This window comes from Streptomyces sp. NPDC053750, from assembly GCF_044544295.1.
Taxonomy (GTDB): domain Bacteria; phylum Actinomycetota; class Actinomycetes; order Streptomycetales; family Streptomycetaceae; genus Streptomyces.
Window position 1 is genome coordinate 176,379 of the sequence record NZ_JBITXB010000002.1, and the last position, 20,793, is coordinate 197,171.

At 73.0% G+C, this 20,793-nt stretch carries 17 protein-coding genes, 1 pseudogene and 1 riboswitch; of the genes and pseudogenes, 11 read left to right on the forward strand and 7 right to left on the reverse strand.

What is annotated here, in order from left to right:
* Positions 1-356 precede the first annotated feature (356 nt).
* The gene (locus tag ACIGO6_RS06185; RefSeq protein ID WP_399872033.1) at positions 357-1,790 is read left to right on the forward strand and encodes a short-chain fatty acyl-CoA regulator family protein; all 1,434 of its coding nucleotides are present in this window, start codon (positions 357-359) and stop codon (positions 1,788-1,790) included.
* A gap of 101 nt (positions 1,791-1,891) precedes the next feature.
* Here the strand turns inward: ACIGO6_RS06185 and ACIGO6_RS06190 are convergent, their stop codons facing one another.
* The 3 genes from ACIGO6_RS06190 to ACIGO6_RS06200 all read right to left on the reverse strand — a co-directional run bounded on the left by ACIGO6_RS06190 (position 1,892) and on the right by ACIGO6_RS06200 (position 4,847).
* On the reverse strand, positions 1,892-2,608 hold the full coding sequence (locus ACIGO6_RS06190) for an ABC transporter ATP-binding protein (protein WP_399873573.1): 717 nt from the start codon (positions 2,606-2,608) through the stop codon (positions 1,892-1,894).
* Positions 2,609-2,751: 143 nt separating this feature from the next.
* Positions 2,752-3,816: a FecCD family ABC transporter permease gene (locus ACIGO6_RS06195; RefSeq protein ID WP_399872036.1), complete on the reverse strand. Its 1,065-nt coding sequence runs from the start codon at positions 3,814-3,816 to the stop codon at positions 2,752-2,754.
* The gene (locus tag ACIGO6_RS06200; RefSeq protein ID WP_399872038.1) at positions 3,813-4,847 is read right to left on the reverse strand and encodes an ABC transporter substrate-binding protein; all 1,035 of its coding nucleotides are present in this window, start codon (positions 4,845-4,847) and stop codon (positions 3,813-3,815) included. The genes ACIGO6_RS06195 and ACIGO6_RS06200 overlap by 4 nt, the downstream gene beginning before the upstream one ends.
* A gap of 42 nt (positions 4,848-4,889) precedes the next feature.
* Positions 4,890-5,086, reverse strand: a riboswitch (cobalamin riboswitch).
* Positions 5,087-5,544: 458 nt separating this feature from the next.
* Between ACIGO6_RS06200 and ACIGO6_RS06205 the strand changes: the two genes are divergently transcribed.
* The 3 genes from ACIGO6_RS06205 to ACIGO6_RS06215 are packed head-to-tail and all read left to right on the forward strand — an operon-like array spanning position 5,545 to position 7,825.
* A complete protein-coding gene (locus tag ACIGO6_RS06205) occupies positions 5,545-6,180 on the forward strand; it encodes an ATP-binding cassette domain-containing protein (protein ID WP_399872041.1) in 636 nt (211 codons plus the stop codon).
* Entirely contained in the window at positions 6,177-7,046 is an 870-nt protein-coding gene (locus tag ACIGO6_RS06210; RefSeq protein ID WP_399872044.1) for a metal ABC transporter permease, read from the forward strand. The genes ACIGO6_RS06205 and ACIGO6_RS06210 overlap by 4 nt, the downstream gene beginning before the upstream one ends.
* Positions 7,004-7,825, forward strand: a complete 822-nt coding sequence (locus tag ACIGO6_RS06215) for a metal ABC transporter solute-binding protein, Zn/Mn family (RefSeq protein WP_399872047.1) — start codon at positions 7,004-7,006, stop codon at positions 7,823-7,825. Before ACIGO6_RS06210 ends, ACIGO6_RS06215 begins: the two co-directional genes overlap by 43 nt.
* A 67-nt stretch (positions 7,826-7,892) precedes the next feature.
* Here ACIGO6_RS06215 and ACIGO6_RS06220 read toward each other — a convergent pair whose 3' ends face one another.
* Both ACIGO6_RS06220 and ACIGO6_RS06225 read right to left on the reverse strand, forming a co-directional pair.
* Positions 7,893-9,578, reverse strand: a complete 1,686-nt coding sequence (locus ACIGO6_RS06220) for a class I adenylate-forming enzyme family protein (RefSeq protein ID WP_399872048.1) — start codon at positions 9,576-9,578, stop codon at positions 7,893-7,895.
* Entirely contained in the window at positions 9,575-11,317 is a 1,743-nt protein-coding gene (locus ACIGO6_RS06225) for a CoA transferase (protein ID WP_399872051.1), read from the reverse strand. The genes ACIGO6_RS06220 and ACIGO6_RS06225 overlap by 4 nt, the downstream gene beginning before the upstream one ends.
* Positions 11,318-11,427: 110 nt before the next feature.
* On the opposite strand from ACIGO6_RS06225, the gene ACIGO6_RS06230 reads away from it, so the two are divergent.
* Positions 11,428-12,606, forward strand: a complete 1,179-nt coding sequence (locus ACIGO6_RS06230) for an acyl-CoA dehydrogenase family protein (protein WP_399872052.1) — start codon at positions 11,428-11,430, stop codon at positions 12,604-12,606.
* On the opposite strand, the gene ACIGO6_RS06235 is transcribed toward ACIGO6_RS06230, so the two are convergent.
* Complete coding sequence (locus ACIGO6_RS06235; RefSeq protein ID WP_399872055.1) at positions 12,603-13,649, reverse strand: sugar ABC transporter permease; 1,047 nt, start codon at positions 13,647-13,649, stop codon at positions 12,603-12,605. The two genes, ACIGO6_RS06230 and ACIGO6_RS06235, sit on opposite strands and share 4 nt — an antisense overlap.
* On the reverse strand, positions 13,646-14,764 hold the full coding sequence (locus tag ACIGO6_RS06240; RefSeq protein WP_399873576.1) for an MFS transporter: 1,119 nt from the start codon (positions 14,762-14,764) through the stop codon (positions 13,646-13,648). The genes ACIGO6_RS06235 and ACIGO6_RS06240 overlap by 4 nt, the downstream gene beginning before the upstream one ends.
* 255 nt (positions 14,765-15,019) lie before the next feature.
* On the opposite strand from ACIGO6_RS06240, the gene ACIGO6_RS06245 reads away from it, so the two are divergent.
* The 6 genes and pseudogenes from ACIGO6_RS06245 (at position 15,020) to ACIGO6_RS06270 (ending at position 20,769) form a co-directional block, all read left to right on the forward strand.
* Positions 15,020-15,724, forward strand: a complete 705-nt coding sequence (locus ACIGO6_RS06245; protein ID WP_399872058.1) for a hypothetical protein — start codon at positions 15,020-15,022, stop codon at positions 15,722-15,724.
* A 191-nt stretch (positions 15,725-15,915) separates the two neighbouring features.
* Complete coding sequence (locus ACIGO6_RS06250) at positions 15,916-16,557, forward strand: sigma-70 family RNA polymerase sigma factor (RefSeq protein WP_399872061.1); 642 nt, start codon at positions 15,916-15,918, stop codon at positions 16,555-16,557.
* Between the two features lie 139 nt (positions 16,558-16,696).
* Positions 16,697-17,440 carry a hypothetical protein gene (locus tag ACIGO6_RS06255; RefSeq protein WP_399872064.1) on the forward strand — a complete coding sequence of 248 codons (744 nt, stop codon included), beginning with the start codon at positions 16,697-16,699 and terminating at the stop codon, positions 17,438-17,440.
* 152 nt (positions 17,441-17,592) lie between these two features.
* Positions 17,593-18,084 (forward strand): annotated as a pseudogene (locus tag ACIGO6_RS06260) (sigma-70 family RNA polymerase sigma factor); the annotation flags it as partial.
* Positions 18,085-18,097: 13 nt separating this feature from the next.
* A complete protein-coding gene (locus ACIGO6_RS06265; RefSeq protein WP_399872066.1) occupies positions 18,098-20,263 on the forward strand; it encodes a heavy metal translocating P-type ATPase in 2,166 nt (721 codons plus the stop codon).
* Complete coding sequence (locus ACIGO6_RS06270) at positions 20,260-20,769, forward strand: copper chaperone PCu(A)C (protein ID WP_399872068.1); 510 nt, start codon at positions 20,260-20,262, stop codon at positions 20,767-20,769. Before ACIGO6_RS06265 ends, ACIGO6_RS06270 begins: the two co-directional genes overlap by 4 nt.
* Positions 20,770-20,793 lie beyond the last annotated feature (24 nt).

The following is a 20,793-nucleotide window of genomic DNA, read 5'->3' on the forward strand; positions in this document are numbered from 1 at the left end:
GTTGCCAATCCCGCCCCGTCCGGATGAACAGAGTTGGCACTGCGTGTCGTCTACTGGGATGCGGCCCGTCGGCACCTGGGAGGTGGAGCTGAGCAATGTCGCCGGTGCAGGTCGCCGCCACTACCGGGGTCTCCGACGTCAGGGCAGAAATCGTGCCCCGGTTCCGGGTTGTACCTGCCCGGTCCGGCGGGCCGCACTACGACTCTGGCACTGGCACTGAGTGCCATCAAGTTGGGACGCCTGCCAATCTTTGCGAATCTTCTCGCCGGTTTTTGCCAACCTTGCGAAGACCCGGAGAGCGGACCTCTCCCTTACGCTGACCGCAACGGAGTCCCAGCTGCCAGAGGAGCGGTTCGGTGAGCAAGACGTACGCGGGAGCGCGGCTGCGACGACTGCGCGAGGAACGCCGGATGAGCCAGGCGGACCTCGCCCGCGTACTCGCCATCTCCCCGAGCTACCTCAACCAGATGGAACACGACTCCCGTCCCCTCACCGTGCCCGTCCTGCTGCGGCTGACCGAGGCGTTCGGCGTGGACCCGGGCTTCTTCTCCGAGCGGGACACCACGCGCCTGCTGGCCGACCTCCGTGAGGCGCTCGCCGGCGAGATCGCCGAGTCCCGGGTGTCCGCGGCCGACCTCGGTGACCTCGCCGCCCGGCTGCCCGGCGTCGCGAAGGTCCTGCTCGACCTCGGACGCCGCAACCAGGAGCTGTCCGAGCGGCTGGCCGGGGCGGCGGACAGCCGGGGCCACGATCGGGGAACCGCCTCCACGCCCCACGAGGAGATCCGCGACTTCTTCTACCGCCGCCAGAACTACCTCCACGACACAGACCTCGCCGCCGAGCGCCTTGCCCAGGAGATCGGCGTCCGCCCCGGCGAGGTGATCGGGGCACTCACCGGGCGCCTCGCCGACGCCCATGGTGTCCATCTCGCCGCGGAGCCCGGCGAGCGGCTGCACCACTACGACCGGCGCAGCCGCGCCCTTCACCTGTCCCCGCGGCTGCGACCCGGCCAGCGTGCCTTCCGCATGGCCACGCAGCTCGCTCTGCTGGAGTACGACGAGAACCTGGACCGGCTGGCCGCGGAGGACTTCGAACCCGGTTCACCGGCCCACGCGCTGGCCCGCATCGGCGTCGCCAACTACTTCGCCGCCGCGCTCATCCTGCCGTACACCGCCTTCCACGCCGCGGCCGAGGAGTTCCGGTACGACATCGAGCGCCTCACCGACCGCTACGGCCTGGGCTACGAGACCGTCTGCCACCGTCTGAGTACCCTGCAGCGCCCCCGCCTGCGCGGCGTGCCCTTCTCCTTCGTCCGGGTCGACCGGGCCGGCAACATGTCCAAACGCCAGTCCGCAACCGGGTTCCACTTCAGCCGGGCCGGCGGCACCTGCCCGCTCTGGAACGTGTACGAGGCGTTCACCGCCCCCGGCCGTATCCACGTCCAGGTGGCCGAGATGCCGGACGGGCAGCGGTACTTGTGGACGGCCCGCGCGGTCACCCGGCACCGCGGCGGCTGGGGCGAGCCGGGCAAGACGTACGCCATCGGCCTGGGCTGCGAGATCCGCCACTCCCCTCGCCTCGTCTACTCCGACGGCCTCGACCTCGACAACGCCTCGGCCGCCACGCCCATCGGCATGGGCTGCCGGGTCTGCGAACGCCTCGACTGCCCCCAGCGCGCCGCGCCCCCGCTCGGCCGGGCCCTGCGGATCGACCAGGACAGCAGCACGTTCGTCCCGTACCCGGTCACCGGCTCCGACGCCCGGCCGGAGCGTGGGGCGGGCCCAGCGTAGGGGCGCGCCGCGGTCGGGAGCGACGGGGAGGGGCTTCCCGCCCGTCGACCGTCAGGCGACTCAGGGCTCTCCCAGGGGACGGTGCGGGTGGTGGCCTGCCGTCAGTTGCCGGTCACCGTGCCCAGGAAACGGATGTGGGGCCGGTCGCCGGGACCGGAGCGGGTGACCTCGGCGCGCACGCCGTACACGTCGGCGATCAAGGGCTCGGTCAGCGTGTCGCCCGGGTGGCCGGCGGCGACCACCAGGCCGTCCCGGAGTACGACGACCTGGTCGCAGTACATGGCTGCCAGGTTGAGGTCGTGCAGGGCGACGACGCTGGTGACGGGGAGCCCGGCGATCAGGTCCATCAGGTCGAGCTGGTGCTGGATGTCGAGGTGGTTGGTGGGTTCGTCCAGGAGCAGCTCGCGCGATTCCTGGGCCAGGGCGCGGGCGATCTGCACGCGTTGGCGTTCGCCGCCGGAGAGCGTGTGCCAGGGCTGGTCCGCGCGGTCGGTGAGGCCGGTGCGCTCGAGGGCGGTGTGGACGGCTTCCTCGTCGGCCGTGGTGGCGGGGGTCCAGGCGCGTCGGTGCGGGATGCGGCCGAGGCGCACGACGTCGAGAACGGTCAGCTCGACGAGGGTGTCGGCGTGCTGTTCGACGACGGCCACGCGTCGGGCCACGGCGCGGCGGCCCCAGTCGCCGAGTGGATGCCCGTCGAGAGTCACGACTCCGGAGGTGGGGGCGAGGACGCCGGACAGCAGCCGCAGCAGTGTCGACTTCCCCGAGCCGTTGGGGCCGAGCAGCCCGGTCACGGAGCCGGGGCGGGGGGCGAGGCTCATGCCGTCGAGGATCAGCCGCCCGCCGAGGGTGCGGCTCACGCGGTCGGCGGCGAGGGTGGGCGGCTCGGCGGACGACGTCGCGTCGGGTGCCTGCCCGGAGCGGGGCGGCCGGGCGCCGTTGTCCCGCCGCTCGGTGCCGGTCGTCATCGCGTCCTCCTCGTGCGGTACAGGATCAGGACGAAGGCCGGAACGCCGACCAGCGAGGTCACCACGCCCACCGGCACCTCCTGGGGATCGAGGACGGTACGGGCCAGGGTGTCGGCCCAGACCAGGAACACCGCCCCGGCGAGCGCGGTGACCGGCAGCAGCCGGGCATGCCCCGGGCCGACGAGGGCGCGTGCGGCGTGCGGAAGCACCAGGCCGACGAAGCCGATCGCCCCCGCCGAGCTGACCAGCGCGGCGGTCAGCAGCGCGGTCACGCACAGCAGCACCAGCCGGGTCCGGGCGACCACGACCCCGAGTGACGCGGCGGCGTCCTGGCCGAAGGCAAACGCGTCCAGGGTGCGCGCGTATCCCAGACACACCACGAGGGCGAGCGCCAGGACGGCCGTGCACAGTCCCACCTCGGTCCAGCCGGCCCCGCTGAGAGAGCCGAGCAGCCAGAACAGCACGCCCCGGGTGGTCTCCGCGTCGGCCGTCGTCGTCACGACGAACGAGGTCAGGGCGGAGAACAACTGCATCGCGGCCACTCCGGAGAGCACCACGCGGTCCGTCGTCCCGCCGAGCGTATGGCTGAGGAGCAGCACCAGCGCGAACGAGCCCAGGGCGCCCACGAAGGCGCCACCGGAAACGGACAGGAGACCGCCGCCGGCGCCGAGCACGATGACGGCCACCGCGCCGGTCGACGCCCCGGAGGAGACGCCCAGGACGAAGGGGTCGGCGAGCGGATTGCGCAGCAGGGACTGCATCACCGCGCCGCACACGGCGAGTCCGGCGCCGCACACCGCGGCGAGCAGGGTGCGCGGCAGCCGCAGGTTCCAGACGATGCCCTCCCGGATCGGGGTCAGCTCCGTCGTGCCCCAGCCCAGGCGGGAGGCGACCACCGACCAGGCGTCGCCCACACCGATGTCCGCCGGGCCGATGGTGATGGCCACGGCGACGGAAGCGGCGAGCACTGCCGGCCCGCCGCCCAGGCCGGCCACGACGCGCAGCACCCGGACGGCGCCCCGCGTCGGGCGGACGGGGGAGGACCGCAGGGCGGTGGTCATCCGGCGAGTCCGTACGCCCGCAGCGCCGCGGCCACCTTCTCCACGCCCTCGACGGTGCGGATCGTCGGGTTCATGGCCTGCCCGCTGAGCAGCACGTACCGCTTCTCCTTCACCGCCTTCATGTTCTTCGTCACCGGGTTCGACTCAAGGAAAGCGATCTTCTTCGCGGCCGACTCGGCGGTCTGCGACTTGCGGGTGAGGTCGCCGATGACGAGCACGTCGGGGTCGCGGTCGGCGACCGTCTCCCAGTTGATCTGCGGCCATTCCTGTGTGCTGTCGTCGAAGACGTTCTTCGCGCCGAGCACGTTGCTGATGATGCCGGGCGCGCCGCAACAGCCCGCCATGTAGGGGGACTCCTGGTTCGCGAACCAGTACAGGACGGTGGTGCTCCCGGCCCGGATCCCGGACGTCGCCTTCGTCACCCGGCTCTTCAGCCGGTCGACCAACTGCTCGCCCCGTTCCTCCACCCCGAAGACCCGCGCCAGTTCCCGCACTTCGCGATAGACCGTTTCCATGTCCAGGGACTTCGTCCGTGAGCCGTCGCCGTCGCCGCTGTTGTCCTTGCCCTCGCAGTCGGCGGGCGACAGATACGTCGGCACGCCGAGTTCCTCGAACTTCTCGCGGGGAGCCACCCCGCCCTTGTCCAGGGTTGAGGTGAAGGAAGAGGCGACGAAGTCCGGTTCAGTGGCCAGGACCTTCTCGAACGACGGCTGGTTGTCGGCGAGCCGGGGCACCTCGGCGTTGGCCTTCTCCAGTCCCTTCATGACCGGGTCGGTCCAGGTGGCGGTTCCCGCCATACGGTCGGCCAGGCCGAGGGAGAGCAGGATCTCGGTGGTGCCCTGGTTCAGGGACACGGCCCGCTTCGGCGGAGCTGCGACCGTCACCTTCTGCCCGCAGTTGTCGAAGGTGACGGCTCCGGCACCGGAGCCGCCGGACTTCGCGGACGAGCCGGAGTCGGAACCGCACGCGGCGAGCAGCAGGGACCCGGTCAGGAGCAGGACGGAACAACGGGCGGGACGTGACACGTGCACGGTGGCGGCTTCCTAGGCGTGAGGACCCATACGCGGGGCCCGTGCGGACGATCGGTCGCCAGCAGGTCTTCGGACTCGGGATCACCCCGGCGGAACGCCTTCCCGGACCCGGCCGTGACCGTCGTCCAGTGGCTTGCTGCCCCGCCCGTCACCCTCACCGCTGCGCGTCAGTTCCGGACTCTCACCGGATTCCCCGACCCGTGCACGCGTACGACCACACTCACGAGTTCGACTGGCGTCCGGAAGCTACCACAGCCCCACTCACGTGGTCCGACATGCCCGGTGCGCCGGGATCGATGGGGCGTTTGCGCGATGTTGCGCCCGACGGGGTCTGACTCTTGAGATCTTTGACCACAGTGTCCAGTCACGGGCCGTCGACTGCCGTTGCGCGGCCGTATGACGCCCCGCTCGTGCTCGTCCTGTCGACCTTGATCTGCAGGCGGTGCAAGCCTCCGGCCGTGACGACCTGGCCGGAGGCCATTCCGGCGTGTCCGTGTTCCGCCCCTGCTTGCAAGTCCTGGACGCGCTCGGACCGGTAGGCACTTACGGCGCCGTGATTTCCGCACCCGGCCACTGCGGGCCGAACGCGCGGCGGCCTGCCCGGGAGGTCAAGTCCGCTGCCGTCGCAGCTTCTTCGCCCCGCCCGGGAACCGACTGCCTCTCCCGTCCGACTGCTGTGAGGAGGCAGGGAGGTGGCATGGAAGGGCTGGATGTCCGGATGTCGGGCGTCGTGTGCCGGCACGGCCGGGTCGAGGCCGTGCGCGACGTCGATCTCGACATCGTGCGCGGGCAGCGAGTGGCGCTCACCGGCACCAACGGGTCGGGCAAGACCACTCTTCTGCGCGCCGTTCTGGGGCTGCACCGGCATGTCGCGGGCCGGATCCTGGTGGGTGGCCGGGACACCGGGAGCGCCGCCGAGTGGGCGTGGCGGCGACGGGCGTGCGCGTGGATCCCGCAGAAACCGGCGACCGGCCGTTTTCCCTTGCTGGCAGGCGAGTTGCTGGCCAGCGGCGGTGCGCGTGCCGAGGCGGCGGGGGCGGCCGACAAGCTCGAGGTCGGGCATCTTGCCGACCGGCCGTTGCACACATTGTCCGGTGGTCAGCTTCAGCGCATGTACCTGGCGCGGGCGGTCGGCTGTGTGGCGGCCGGGGCGGGCGTCCTGCTCGCCGACGAGCCCACCGCCGCCCTCGACTTCTCCGGTCAGGAGGAGGCGGCCGACGTACTGCTCTCCCTGCCGGTGACCGTCGTGGTCGTCACCCACGACCGGGCTCTGGCCGAGCGCTGCGACCGGGTGCTGGAGATGGCCGCGGGACGTCTGCGGGAGGTCCGGTGAGCGCCCTGGCCGCGGCCGACGTCGGTCAGCTCCTGCAGCTCGTGCCCGTCCAACGGGCCGGTGTCGCCCTGCTGGTGGCAGCGGTCGGACTGCCGGTGATCGGTGTCGTCATCGTCGGCCTCGACATCATGCCGGTGCGGTTCGCGATGATGCACGTCGCACTCCTGGGCATCGCCGTCGCTCTGCTGACCGGGCTCGATCCCATGCTGTGCGCGCTGGTGGCCTGCGCCCTCGCCGGTGCCGGCGTCACTCCACTGGCCCGTACCCCGGACGGTCTGTCAGGTGCCATGGGCCTGCTGATGAGTCTGGCGATCGCCGCAGCCCTGCTCGTGCTGGCCGTCTCCGGTGTCAACGCGGCGGGCGCCTTCTCCCTGCTCTGGGGGTCCATCCTCTCGGTCGGTACCGCCGACCTGTGGCTGCTCGTCGTGCTGGCCGTCGTCGTACCGGCCCTCTTCTGGTGGCGTCGCAGAGACATCGCGCTCCTCCTCTACGACCGTGAACTCGCCCTGGCCGCGGGCGTGCGGGTCGACCGGCTCACCCTCGTGCTGCTGGTCCTGGTCGCGGTGTCCGTCGCCGGAGCCATCAAGCTCACCGGTGCTCTCCTCGTCGACGCGCTGACGCTTCTTCCGGCCCTCGCCGCCCGGCGGCTGGGCCGCTCCCTGCTGTCCATCACCGTGTGGGCGGTCGGCATCGGCGTGGTCGTGAACCTGACCGGGTTCCTGGTCGCACTCCGGTTCGACTGGCCGCCCGGTCCCGTCCTCGTCCTCACGGCCGGCGTGGTCGTCCTCGCCGTCCATCTCGTACCCGAACGGAGAATCAGCTCATGGCGCGCACCCGCGTCCGCATCACTCCCCTCCTCGCACTGAGTTGCAGCGCGGCCCTCCTGCTGACGGCCACCGGCTGCGGTGGGGAAAGCGACACGTCGTCCTCCTCGTCCGACGCGGACGCGGCGGGGAAGGGCACCGGCCCGGTCGTGGTCGCCACGACCAGTTGGGAAGGGGCATTCGCCAAGGCCGCCGGCGCCGAGGACGTCAAGGTCATCGTGCCGGAGTCGGTGCAGCACGCCCCCGACTACGACCCGAAACCCTCCGACCTCGCGGCCGTGGCGGACGCCGACTTCGTGCTGTACGCGCCCTTCGAGCCGTACGCCGAGAAGTTCAAGGAGGCCGCCGGAGGCGACGCCGAACTGGTCGAGGTCAATCTCGACAACGACGCGGACAAGGCCAAGGCCGAGGTGACCCGGCTGGGCAAGATCTTCGGTACCGCGGGCACCGCCGCCGAGTGGATCACCTCGTTCGACACCGAGTACGGCAAGCTGCAGAAGGACCTCAAGAGCGCCTGGCCGGACGGCAAGGCGCCCACCGTCGTCGCCCAGGTCTTCTCCGCCTGGTCGGCGAAGCTGGCCGGGGCCGAGGTGGTCGGCACGTACGGACCCGAGGCCGTGACGGCCGAGCAGTTGTCCGACCTGTCCAGGAAGAAGCCCCAACTGGTGCTCGACAACGTGCACATGACGGCCGGCACCGTGCTGCCCGACTCGGGCGCGCGCCAGGTGGGGATCGTCAACTACCCGGACAAGGGCATGGATCTGCTGACCGTCTACAAGAACGCGGCGACGACGCTTCAGGAGGCGATGAACGCCTCCTGAGCCGTCGCGCCGTACGTGGGAAGGGCCGCCCGGGGTGTCCCCCGGGCGGCCCTTGTCGTCCGGTGGGTCAGCCGGTCGAAGCCAAGGGCTGCTGCTGTCGCTCCGCCTCGGGCGTGCACCGTTCCCGCAGCACCGCCCGGTCCGGCTTGCCGGCCGGCGTCAAGGGCAGCTCACTGAGCACCAGCAGGCGCTCGGGGTGTTTGCGTCGTTCCAGACCTCGCGTGTCCAGGTGGGCGCACAGATCCTCCAGCGTGGGCGCCGCCTCGTCCCTGGGCACGACGCAGGCCGCGAGCCGCTCGCCCATCAGCAGGTCGGGCACGCCGACGCAGACCACGTCCCGTACCGCCGGGTGCGTGGCCAGTTCGACCTCGACCTCGGCGGGGCTGATGTTCGCACCGCCGCGGATCACCACGTCCTTCAGCCGGCCGACGACCCGGAGCGTGCCGTCGTCGTCGATGAGCCCGAGGTCCCCGGTGCGCACCCAGCCGTCCTCGGTGCGGTAGCGGGTGTCGAGGTCGGGGGCGGCGACGTAGCACAGCGGTGTCATCGGTCCCCGGGCGACGATCTCACCGACCGTGCCCCCGCCGACCTCCCGCAGCTCACGGGTGCCGGGTACGGCGATCCGTATGTCGGCGACCCGGGGGTCGGGTTGTCCCGCGGCGATGCCGGGCCGTCCGTCGCCGTCGGGGGAGCCGTGCGTCAGCCCGGTGTGGCAGTTGACGCCGTCGGCGGAGCCGTAGAGGTTGACGACCGGGCAGCCGAAGGCCAGGCGGGCCTCGGTCGCGGTGGCCTCGTCCAGTGGTGAGCCGCCGACGACCACGGCCGTCGGCGGAGTGAACGTCCGGTGCCCGCCCTCCGCGATCCGGTCGAGCATCATGCGGATCATGGTCGGTACGCCCAGGACATGGGTCGGTTCGTGTTCGGCGAGTGCCTCCAGGGCGGCCTCGGGGGTGAAGTGGTCGAGCAGGACCAGGGTTCCGCCGTGCCGGGCGAGGGTGACCGGGGTGCCGTTGCTGCCGAAGGCGGAGGCCAGCGGGACCAGGAAGAGGCAGCGGGGCGGGCGCCCGTCCGGGATGAGGGAGCCGAGGAAGTTGCCCCGGCCGCCGGCCAGGGCGTTGTGCGAGTAGGCCACCATCTTCGGCTCGGACTCCGACCCGGAGGACACGAGGATGCGGGCGGCGGTGTCGGGGTGGGGGCGGGCCGGTACGAACGTCTTCGGGTCGGTCCGCATCAAGGCCGACAGCGGGACGGCTCCCTCCGGTGCGGCACCCGCCGGCCCCGCGGCGACGACCGTCCGCAGGGCGGGCAGTTCATCCGTCAGCGCCAGCAGGTCGGCCGCATGGTGGTTGCCCCGGTGCTCGGCTGCCGCGATCACCGCGACCGCCTCCGATCTGCGCAGCAGTGAGGCCGCCTCGCGCCCGCCCCGTCCGACCGGGAAGGGCAGCGCGACCGCGCCCAGGGCGGCGAGCGCGAGGTCCGCGATGACGGCGTCGCGGCCGCCCGGCAGCTGGACGCCGACGACGTCACCGGCGTGTATGCCGAGGCCGGAGAGCCCGGCGGCCAGACATCGGGCCTTGCGGTCCAGAGCGGTGTAACAGAGTTTCCCCTTGCCGTCGAGGACCGCCGTACGGTGCGGGTCGGCGATCTGACGGGCGCGGTAGAGGCTGTAGAGGTCCAGGTCGGGGCAGGTCCCCTCCACGGCCCAGGTACGGCGCAGCGTGGCGGGCAGCAGGTCGTGCAGGGCGACGGTCATGCGAACCTCCAGGGGGCGGGAACGGCGGGGGAGCCGTGGGCGTCGCGGTTGATCGGGCCGGAGGAGAGCAGGTCGGCGAGGTCGGTGACGACCGGGACGGCGGCCGTGCCGTGCTTGTGCAGCCGCTCCAGCGCCCGGGCCGTGGACAGGTGACGCACGTCGTGCGGGTGCGCCGCGTGGTCGGGCAGGGCGATCCAGCCGTCGGCCGTGGGCACGGGCCGGCGGAATCCGGCCGGCCGACGCGGGCCGAGGCCCTGGGCCGCACGGGTCCGGGCCGGCGTGGTCAGTACGTCGGCCGCCCCCAGCAGGGACGAGTCCACCCGCACACCGGCTCCCGTGCGCCGGCGCAGCAGCAGCCCCGCGAGGACGGCCTCGGCCCCGAGGAGCCCTCCGAGTACGTCGAGCAGTGTCATCAGGGACGGCACGGGCGGTTCGTCGGCGGGCCGCACCGCCTCCCCCACTCCGGTGCGGGCCTGCACCATGAAGTCGGTGCCCACCGGCGCCCCGGGCAGCCGGTCGGCCCAGCCGCTGGTGTACGCGTAGACGAGCGCGGGGTTGCCGGCGGACAGGTCCTCGTGGTCCAGGCCGAGCGCGGCGGCCTTGCCCGGCGCCCAGTTGTGCAGGAACACATCGGCGTCCGCCGCCATCGCGCGCAGCCGCTCGCGGTCCGCGGCGGACTTGATGTCCACCTCGACGGCCTTCTTGCCCCGGTTGAGTGCCAGCCAGCGGGCCGAGACCCCCGAGCAGGTCGGCGGCATGCCGCGCAGCGGATCACCGCCCGGCGGCTCGATCCGCACCACTTCGGCGCCGAGCAGTCCCAGCAGGTGCGCGGTGAGCGGCGCCTGGATCCGGCGCCCGGCCTCCAGGACGGTCAGCCCGGCCAGCGGGGCGTCGACGGGCGGTGGTGCACCGGATCCGGAGTACGACGCCTCGTGCGCCGTCAGCTTCCAGGGCGGAGCCCCGTCGTACTCGGCGGCCCGTTCGGTGAGCGTGTGCAGGGCGCACACCTCGGCTCCGGAGGACCGGGCCGCTTCCCGGACGCGCTCCCAGCCGTGGCCGCCGGCCGAGGTGTGCAGCTCCTGCGGAAAGGGCGCGCAGGCCGTGGCGTACCGGAACTGGAAGGGCCGCCAGCCGTGCCGTACCGCGTCCGCCGGTGCGCCGAGGGTGCGCCAGAAAGCGGCCCACGCGCCCGGATCGAGCGTCTCCAGCTCGAAGACGACGCCGTCGGCGGAGGTGAACGGCGGACCGCCCGGTGCGGTCTCCGCGGCCTCGGCCTCCTCCGCCCCGGCCGCGGCGAGGTACTGCGAGACGGCGAGCAGCCCGGCCCGCTCGACGCTCACCTCGGTGCTCGTCACCCGTGAGCCGCGGGCCTGGGCGAGAAGCCCGGCCAGCAGGCCCTGCACGGTCAGAACACCGGCTGCGGTGGCGGCGTAGTCGGCGGCGAGCCCGCGAGGCGCCCCGTCCCGGCGGCCGTGCACGGCCATGATGCCCGTCGCCGCCTGTGTGGTCGCCTCGTCGACGGCCAGGTCGCCCCACGTCACGTGGGCGGTGATGCCGCCGCCCTCCGGGCCGACGAGTGTCATGCGTTCGCCGGAGCGTCCGGTCTCCTCCGCGCCGAGCAGCCGTAGGTGCTCCGTGACGAGTCCGTCCACCGGCCCTGCAGGGCCCGAGGCTTCCAGACGCAGTCCGTCGAGGGGCCGGGACGTCTGCGCGATGGCCGGTGTGGCTGGTGGTGCCATGCCTCTCCTTTCCTGACGCGCGGGAACCCGGGGGCGATCACCCCCGACCGGTTCCACGAACAGACAGTCGGACCGGCGAGAGCTGGAGTTCCCTGAAAGGTGGGGGAGACGTGCTGGACGAGACGCTCGGTGACCCGCAGTGCCCGCCGGAGGTGCGGGAGTTGAAGGACCGGGTGGCGGACTTCGTCCGCGCCCGGGTCCTGCCCTGCGAACGGGTCCTGGACAGCGGTGGCCCGGACGCGGCCCGGACGCTGCACCGGCTGCGCCGGGAGGCGAAGGAACAGGGCCTGTGGGCACTGCCCCTTCCGGTCGAACTGGGCGGTCAGGGGCTCGGACTGCGCTCGTACGCCCATGTCGCGGAGGCGGAGGGCGCCAGCGATCACGGACCGGCGGCCCTCGGCTCGGCTTCCCTGCTGGACGCGCTCATGCTGGCGCGACACGGCAGCCCGCACGTACGCGAGCGATACCTCGTGCCGCTGGTCGCGGGGGAGTTGCGGGCCGGTTATGCGATGACCGAGCAGGACGCCCCCGGCACCGACCCGTTCCTCACCGCCACCCGCGCCGCCGAGACCGAGGACGGCTGGCGGCTGACGGGAGGCAAGTGGTTCGTCAGCGGGGGCGACACCGCGGACCTCGTCACCGTCCTCGCGCGCACGGACGGGCGGCCCCCGGAGCGGGACGGCCTGTCCCTGCTGTTGGTCCCGACCGCCGCTCCCGGCTTCCGGGTGGTGCGCGAACTGCCCGTGCTCGGCGCCGCCGGGCAGGCGGAGATCGCACTCGACGGGGTCGCGGTGGACGCCGACCACCTGATCGGCGAACGCGGCAAGGCCCTCGCCGTCGCCGCCGAACGGCTCCAGCTCGGCCGGACCCTGCGCTGTCTGCGCTGGCTCGGCCAGGCCGGCCGTGCCTTCGATCTCATGCGGGAACGTGCCGTCACCCGCTCCCGCTCCCGTGGTCCGCTCGGTGACCTGCAACTCGTCCAGCGTCACGTCTTCGAGTCGCTGCTCGCCCTGCGGACGACCCGGCCGTTGGTCCACGAGGCCGTGTCCCGGCTGGACGCGGGACTCGACGCCCATGTGGAAGTGGGGCTGGCCAAGGTCGCCGCGGCCCGCACGCTCCAACAGGTGGCCGATGCGGCGATACAGGTCCACGGCGCGGCGGGACTCGGCCCGGACACCGCGCTCCCCGCGCTGTTCCGTACGGGGCGTGCGGCTCGCATCCTCGACGGCCCCGACGAACTGCACATCACCTCCGTGGCGCGGCGTGTGCTGCGTACGGAGCGGGCCTAGCCGGTGCCACCGGCCGCCCGGCCGGTGAGTTCCGCGAGGGCGTACGCCAGGAAGAAGTCGCCCCAGATCAGCTCGTGGCGGACGGCTGTTCCGGACTCCAGGTCGTAACAGCCGTCCAGGAGGCGCCCGTCGGCGGTCAGATATCGGTCGACCAGCACTTCGAGGACACCGACGGCCTGGTCCCGACGTCCCAGTCGCAGCAGAGCCAGCGCGGTGATGGCGGCGGCGGAGGTGTCGAGAGGACCACCGGGGTGAGCGGTGTCGGCGAGCGGCACGGGAGAGGCCGGCGTCAACGTGTCGGCGAGTGCGGCGAACGAGTCGCCGTCCGGCAGACAGGCGCCTTCGGCCAGGGCGAGCAGCAGCCACGCCGGACCACGGCTCCAGCCCGGTGACGGGTCGGCACAGGCGGTCCAGCCGGTCGCCTCGGCGTGCAGCCACGACCAGGAGGACGGTTGGCTCCCGAGGCACAGGTCGAGGTGCCGGCGCAGATGGGAGCGGGCGGCCTCCACGTCCACCGTGGCCAGCAACGGCACCATGCCGGGTACACCGTCCACACGGGCCATCAGCCGCGGCCCGCCGAACGCCGAACCCCACGGAACGAGACCCAGTTCCGGATCGAAGGCGTCCCGGCAGGCACGCGCGCCCTGGTTCCGGATCCGCTCCCCGTCGTCGGCGAGGACGGTGCCGTACCAGAGGATCAGCCCCCGGGTGGAGGTGTCCGCCCTGGCCCAGTCGGCCAGACGCGCCGTGCACGCCCGCGCGGCCTTTTGGTCCGAGGGATCGCCGGTGTGCCGGGCGCGCAGCCACAGCAGCCCCGCCCAGAAGCCGCCGGTCCAGGAGCCGCGCGCCGTCGTCCTCCACGCCCCGGTGCCCGGGTTCGCGTAGAGGGGGAACCGGTCGCCGACTTCGGCGCGGGTGACGGCGACCCTGGCGAGGACGGAGCCGAGCCCCGGAGCGGCCCAGCCGGGTGCCGAGCCCGGTTTCACGCGGCCCGCCCGCCGGTCCTCGGACGGGAAAGCGTCCCCGTCCGGGCGTGCCTTCATGACAGGACGTCCGACCGGCTTTCCCGCACGGACCACAGCAACGCCACCACACCGGCGCCCGCGAACTCGGCCGCCACGAGAAGCCACCCGCTTCCGTACCGGCCCGCCTCGGCCAGTGCTCCGAACAGCGGCGGACCGACCGCGAACCCGGCGAAGAAGCCTGCGGAGACCAGCGCGGAGTCCTGGCCCGCCCGGCCTGGCGCGGCGCGCTGCATGATCAGGACCATCGACACCGCGTTCGCCGCCACGGCGAAGACGCCGACGGCCAGGGCAGCCACCCACACCAGCGGGCGAGCCGATGACGAGCCTGCCAGCAGCAGGGCCGCCGCCAGCGCTCCGACGGCGAGCGCGCCCGGCAGCCAGACCGCCCGGTCGGGCCGCCCCGCCACCTTCGACCAGCCCAGCCGGCCCGCGATCCCGGAGACGCCGAGCACGGCCACCAGCGCCCCCGCCGCCGTGGGGCCGAGCCCCAGACGTTCGGTGCCGTACAGCGACAGGTAGGTGTTGACCGAGGCGATGCCGCAGCCGAGCAGCAGCGAGAACACCATCAGCCACGCGGTCATCCCGCGCGGTACCCAGATGGCCGGGGTGGACTTCGCGGGCGGGTCGGCGGGCAATGCGCGTGCCGCCCACACGGCGGCCACCGCCGCGGCGCCCGCCGCGGTCCAGACGGCGCCCCGCCATCCGGTGAGACCGGCCAGCGCCGCGAGCGGCAGTCCGGCCGCGAACGCCCCCAGCTGCACCCCCGACTGCTTCATGCCGGTCACCGAGCCGCGCCGGGCAGGTGGTACGGCGGCGAGGATCGCCTTGTTCGTGGCGGGGTTGGCCAGCGCCTGCGGCAGTCCGCCGAGCGCGACGGCGGCCAACAGGAACCCGGAGCCCGGAGCCGTTCCGATCAGCGCCAGCGCGACCGCGGCCACGGCAAGCAGGGCCACCAGGCAGCGCCGGGGCCCCACCCGGTCCACCACCCGGCCGCCGGCCGGGGAGAGCACGGCCGCCGTGGCGAACCCGACGGTGGTCGTCAGCCCGAGCACCGTCGGTGAGACGCCGAGGTCCGCCACGAGCCGCGGGCCGAGCGCCCCGAGCAGGAACAACTGCATCATCGAGAAGGCCATGGCACACGTCAGCAGCACGGTCAGAGCCCTTGTCGCTCCTTCCCCGGTCGCCGAACCCGCCCCGTTCCGCCCGGCCTGTTCTGTCCGTCCCGTCGTCACAGACGCACCTCCTTAGGGGAGGCAGTCGAGTGCAACTCTCCTTGGGTTCCCGCGGGTTGGCGTGACATGAATCACCGGGGACGGGTTGAGTCGCAGGTCCGGGAACTTCTCGTACTCGCTCAAGACGGAGCGCCGGAAATGCAAGGATGAGCCGCCATGGGTGCTGGGGGAGGTCTCCGCACGACACGGGCCGCGGTGTTCGCGGCCGTCTGCGTGCTGCTCGCCGCCCTGGGGCACGTCATGATGTCGGGCGCATCCGTGCCCTGGTGGGCCCTCGCCGTCGCGGTGGTCGCGTGCGGTGGGACGGCGTGGTGCCTGGCCGGCCGGGAACGCGGGCTCCTCCTCGTCTCCTCCGTCGTGGTGGCCGCTCAGTCGGCACTGCACGAGTGGTTCTCCTACGCGCAGGAACTGTCGACGTCGTCGATGTCCGCGGGCGGTACGGCTCACGGCACGCCGTCCACGCATCACATGGCCTCCACGGCGCACACCGGTCACGCCATGCACTTCATGACCCATGACGGATCCGCCGTGGAGCCGACGGGTGCCATGGACCCGGTGACGGGAATCGGCCACATCATGGGCGGCGAAATGTCCTCCCCGGGCATGCTCGCCGCCCACTTGCTGGCCGCGCTGCTGAGCGGCCTGTGGCTCGCGCACGGCGAACGCGCGGCCTTCCGTATCCTGCGGGCCGTCGCCGGATGGCTGGCCGCCCCGCTGCGGCTGCTTCTCGCCCTCCCGGCACCTCCGCGCCGCCCAGGCGTCGTCCTGCGCCGTGGCCGCACGGACCGCAGTCCATGCCGGCTGCTCCTGGTGTACGCGATCACTTCTCGGGGTCCGCCCGTGGGAACCGCTGTCCTCTGAGACAGCCGGTTCCCCGACACCGTCCCGGGCCTCTCACGCCCGAACGGCTTCGGGCACCAGGAGTGCGCCGCAGTACAGGCGTACTCCTGCCACCCCCTGCCCACACCGGATCCGCCGTGTGCCCCGAGCCGCCCGGTCCGGTCTCCGGATGTCCGCGTGCCGGTCCTCCGGATCCCCGAAAAGGACACCAGGTGATCAGTCCCGCTCTTCCTGCCGCATGCGACAGGACTCCGCACCCCACGAGAACACCTGAGGAACGCAAGTCGGCCGACGAGCTGATAACGGCCTGGGCGCTCACCGCCCGCGGTGGTGACCCGGAAGCCGTCGAGAAGTTCGTTCGCGCCCTCCAAAGAGACGTCCGGCACTTCGTCGGGTATCTCGGCGCAGACCCCCAGGCCGCCGACGACCTGGCTCAGGACACCTTCCTGCGGGCCCTGGGCAGCCTGCACCGTTTCGAGGGCCGCTCCTCCGCCCGCGTCTGGCTGCTGTCCATCGCCCGACGCGCGGTGATCGACAGTTACCGGCACGCGTCCGCCCGGCCGCGTCTCGCCGACACCGACGACTGGCAGGCCGCCGCCGAACACGCCCAGGAGCGCGGTCTGCCCGGCTTCGACGACGGCATCGCTCTCGCCGAACTGCTGGATGCGCTGCCCGCCGAACGCCGTGAGGCGTTCGTCCTCACCCAACTCCTCGGCCTTCCCTACGCGGAGGCGGCCGAGTTCAGCGGCTGCCCGATCGGTACGGTCCGCTCCCGGGTCGCCCGGGCCCGTGCCGCGCTGACGCAGTTACTGCACGAGGCGGAACGAGCCGACCCGGTGGGGGCTCCGGACTGACCGGGTGTCCTGAGCGGCTCGGGCCGACCGCCGGGAGCCTCGCAACCGGGCCGTGCGGGACTCGCTCCGGGCCGCGGTCCGGTCGGGTGGGTATCCCTGGTGTCAGCGGTTCGTCCGCCGGGTGCCAGGATGGGGCGCCATGTCCGCCGGTGGGTTTCTGCGTGTGCTGCGGGCCGCGGTGTTCGCGGCCGTCTGCGTGGTGCTCGCCGCCCTCGGCCACGTGCTGATGTCGGGGGAGGGGCTGCCCTGGTGGGTGCTCCTCTCCGGCACCTTCGCGGTCGGTGCCGTCGGCTGGGCCTTCGGGGCCCACGAGCGCCGCCGCCGTACGGTGGCCGGCCTGACGGTCGTCGTCCAGACCTGCCTGCACATCGCCTTCACGCTCGCGCAGTCCGGCAACCGGCCGGTTATGGCGACGGCCCCGGGGGACGCGCAGTCCCTTCGGCAATGGGCCGACCGCTTTCTCTGCGGTGCGGCCCCCACGCCCGAGCGGGTTGCCCGGGCCTATGACATCGCTGTGGCGGCGGGGCTGCACCCCACGGATCACCTGGCCCCTCACGGCGCCCACAGCATGGCGTCGACGGGCCACGACATGACGCACCTGGCCGGCTCGTCCTCCTGGGGCATGTTGGCCGCCCACGTGCTGGCCGCCGTCCTGTGCGGACTCTGGTTGGCCCAGGGTGAAACCGCGGTCTTCAAGATGCTCCGCGCCTGCGCGGACCGCGCGTTCGTACCGCTGCGGCTGGTACTGGCCGTGCTCTGCCCACCCTCCTCCACCCGGCCCTCCTTCCGGCCGGCTCCGCGGCCGAGGCGGCGCCTGCGGCAGCTCCTGCTCGTCCAAGCCCTCACCACCCGGGGGCCTCCCGGGGAGACCGCTGTCGTCTGACAGCCGGATCACCGCCACCGCCTTCCACACGGCGGCGGTCTCCCGTCCGCGCTTCCCCGCGGCCGGATCTCCCCAACACCCGTGCGACCGCCGACGGCACCTGTGCCGTGCCCGGCCCGTCCGCGCGGGACTGAAGGAAGGACCACAGGACCATGACCCCTGCCCTGCCCACCGTGACCGACGAGACGGTCACCGCCTGGGCGCTCGCCGCCGCCGACGGCGACAGCGAAGCGGTCGACCGTTTCGTCCGGGCACTGCAACGCGACGTACGCCGCTACGTGACGTACCTCGCCGACGACGCGCAGGCGGCGGACGACCTGACCCAGGACACGTTCCTGCGCGCCCTGACGGCACTGCCCCGGTTCGAGGGGCGTTCCTCGGCGCGGACCTGGCTGCTGTCGATCGCCCGCCGGACCGTCATCGACAGCCTGCGCCACGCCGCCTGCCGTCCCCGTACGGCCTGGACCGACGACTGGCAGGCCGCGGCCGAACGCGCCCAGCCGACGGGACTCCCGGGCTTCGACGAGGGCGTCGCCCTCATGGAGCTGGTCGACTCCCTGCCAGGCGACCGCCGTGAGGCGTTCGTGCTGACCCAGCTCCTCGGACTGCCGTACGCCGGAGAAGAAGCTGGCCAGGCTGGACGGCGTCACCGCGAGCGTGAACCTGGCCACCGGGCGGGCCCGCGTGCACCATCCGCCCGAGGTGCTCCCGGAGCAGCTCGTCGCCGCCGTCGAGCAGGCCGGATACACCGCCGCGCTGCCCGAACCGCCCGAAGCGCGGCGCCGAGAGGACGGCGACGACGAGGATACGGAGACGGAGCAGGAACGCCACCGGCTGACGGTCACCGTCCTGCTCGCCGTCCCCGTGCTCGTTCTGTCGATGGTGCCCGCCTGGCAGTTCCGCAACTGGCAATGGCTGTGCTTCGTACTCGCCGCGCCCGTCGTGGTCTGGGGTGCCTGGCCCTTCCACCAGCGGGCGGCGCGGGCACTGCGGCACTCCACCTCGACCATGGACACCCTGGTGTCGCTGGGCGTCGTGGCCTCCTTCGCCTGGTCCTCCTACGCCCTGTTCCGCGGCGGCGCCGGCGACCCGGACATGCGGATGCCCTTCAGCCTGGTGCCGACGGCATCGGACGGCGTCGCCCACATCTACCTGGAGGCCGCCGTCGGCGTCCCCCTGTTCGTCCTGGCGGGCCGGTACCTGGAAGCGAGGGCCCGGCGCGGTACCGGAGCGGCCCTGCGCTCACTGGCGCAGCTGGCCGCCAAGGAGGTCGCCGTACGTGACGACACGGGCGAGCGCCTCATCGCCAGAGAGGACCTCCGGGTCGGCCAGATCTTCGTCGTACGGCCCGGAGAACGCGTAGCCACCGACGGCACCGTCGTCGAAGGCAGTTCGGCCGTCGACCTCTCCCTGGTCACCGGGGAGAGCGAACCGGCCGAGGTCGCTCCCGGCACGGCCGTGATCGGCGGCTCCCTGAACGTCGGCGGCCTGCTGGCGGTGCGGGCCACCGCGGTCGGCGCCGACACCCGACTGGCCCGCATCACCCACCTGGTCACCGAGGCGCAGGCAGGCAAGGCGCGGGCACAGCGCCTCGCCGACAAGGTCGCCGGAGTCTTCGTACCGGTCGTGCTCACCCTGGCCGCCACCGTCCTCGGCTTCTGGCTCGGCGCGGGCGCCGACCCGCAGGCCGCGATCACCGCCTCCGTGGCCGTCCTGGTCGTCGCCTGCCCCTGCGCCCTCGGCCTCGCCACCCCGACCGCTCTGATGGCCGCCACCGGCCGTGGCGCCCAACTGGGCGTCCTGGTCAGCGGCCCACAGGCCCTGGAAGGGCTGCAGCACATCGACGCCGTGGTCCTCGACAAGACCGGCACCCTGACCTCCGGGCACATGAGCGTCGCCCGGGTCACGGCCGCACCCGGCGGCATCGGCGAGGAACAGGCGATCAGGCTCGCGGGCGCGGTCGAACAGGGCTCCGAGCACCCGCTGGGCCAGGCCGTCACGGCCTACGCCCGACGCGCCACACTGGGCGGGACGCTGCCGGACGTGACCGGCTTCGCGGCACTGCCGGGACGCGGCGTGCGCGGGAACGTCGAAGGACTACTCGTGGAGGTACTGGCCCCGGACGACGAGCTGCCCGCACCCCTGGACGACGCACTGTCCGCAGCCGAGACGGCCGCCCACACGCCCGTCGTGGTCCGCGTCGACGGTGTGACCGAGGCGCTCGTCGAGGTCGGAGACGTACTGCGGCCGGGCAGCTACCGGGCGGTGGACCGGCTGCGGCGTCTGGGTGTACGGCCGGTGCTGGCCACCGGAGACCGTGAGGCACCCGCCCGCGCCGTCGCCACCGCCCTGCGCATCGACGACGTACACGCCCGCCGCACCCCCGAGGACAAGGCCCGGCTCGTCCGCGAACTACGGGAAGACGGCTACCGGGTCGCGGTCGTCGGCGACGGAGTCAACGACGCCGCCGCCCTGGCCGGGGCCGACCTCGGCATCGCCATGGGCACCGGCACCGACGTGGCGATCGGTGCCGCCGACGTCACCCTGGTCCGCGGAGACATCGACGCCCTCGCGGACGCCGTCCGCCTCTCCCGCAGCACGCTGGCCACGATCCGCGTCAACCTGCTGTGGGCCTTCGGGTACAACGTCGTGACGGTGCCCCTGGCCATGGTCGGCCTGCTCAACCCGATGCCGGCCGCCGCCGCGATGTCCGTCAGCTCACTCCTCGTGGTCGGCAACAGCCTGCGGCTGCGCGCCTGGCGGCCGTCACCGGCCCGCAGCCGTCCGTCCGCGTCGCCTGCCCGTGGGAGGAGCCTTCGATGACACCCTCCGTCTGGATGCCCACCCGGCGACGACTCGCGGACACCGCCCTGGCCGCTCTGGCACCGGTATGCGCCTGTGTGCTGGCCCTGGGCGGTCTCGCAGTCTGGACCGCCCTGGGCAACGCCGGCACCCCCGCACGCATCGGTGTCACCGACGCGCGGCTCTTCCTCCCGTCGCGGGGAGTGCCGGAGACAGCAGCATTCTTCAAGATCATTAACGCCGGTGGCGCCCAGGACCGGCTGGTGGGGGTGACTTCGTCCGACGTCACCGAGGGCATCTCCCTCAGCAGCCACCGGATGACCGCCGGCGGCGCCGCGTACCGCTGGCCCACGGAGTCACTGTCCATCCCCGCCGGGGGCGCCCTCGACATGTCTCCGCACGGCAGCGATGTGACTGTCCCGGCCGCGGCACGCTGGGCGGAGGGCGACCTGGTGCCCTTCACCCTTCACTTCGAGCACAGCGGGCGAATGGAGGTCCTGGCGGTGGTCGTCCGGCCCGGGTCCTGATGACGCCGCCGCGCGGCGGAGCAC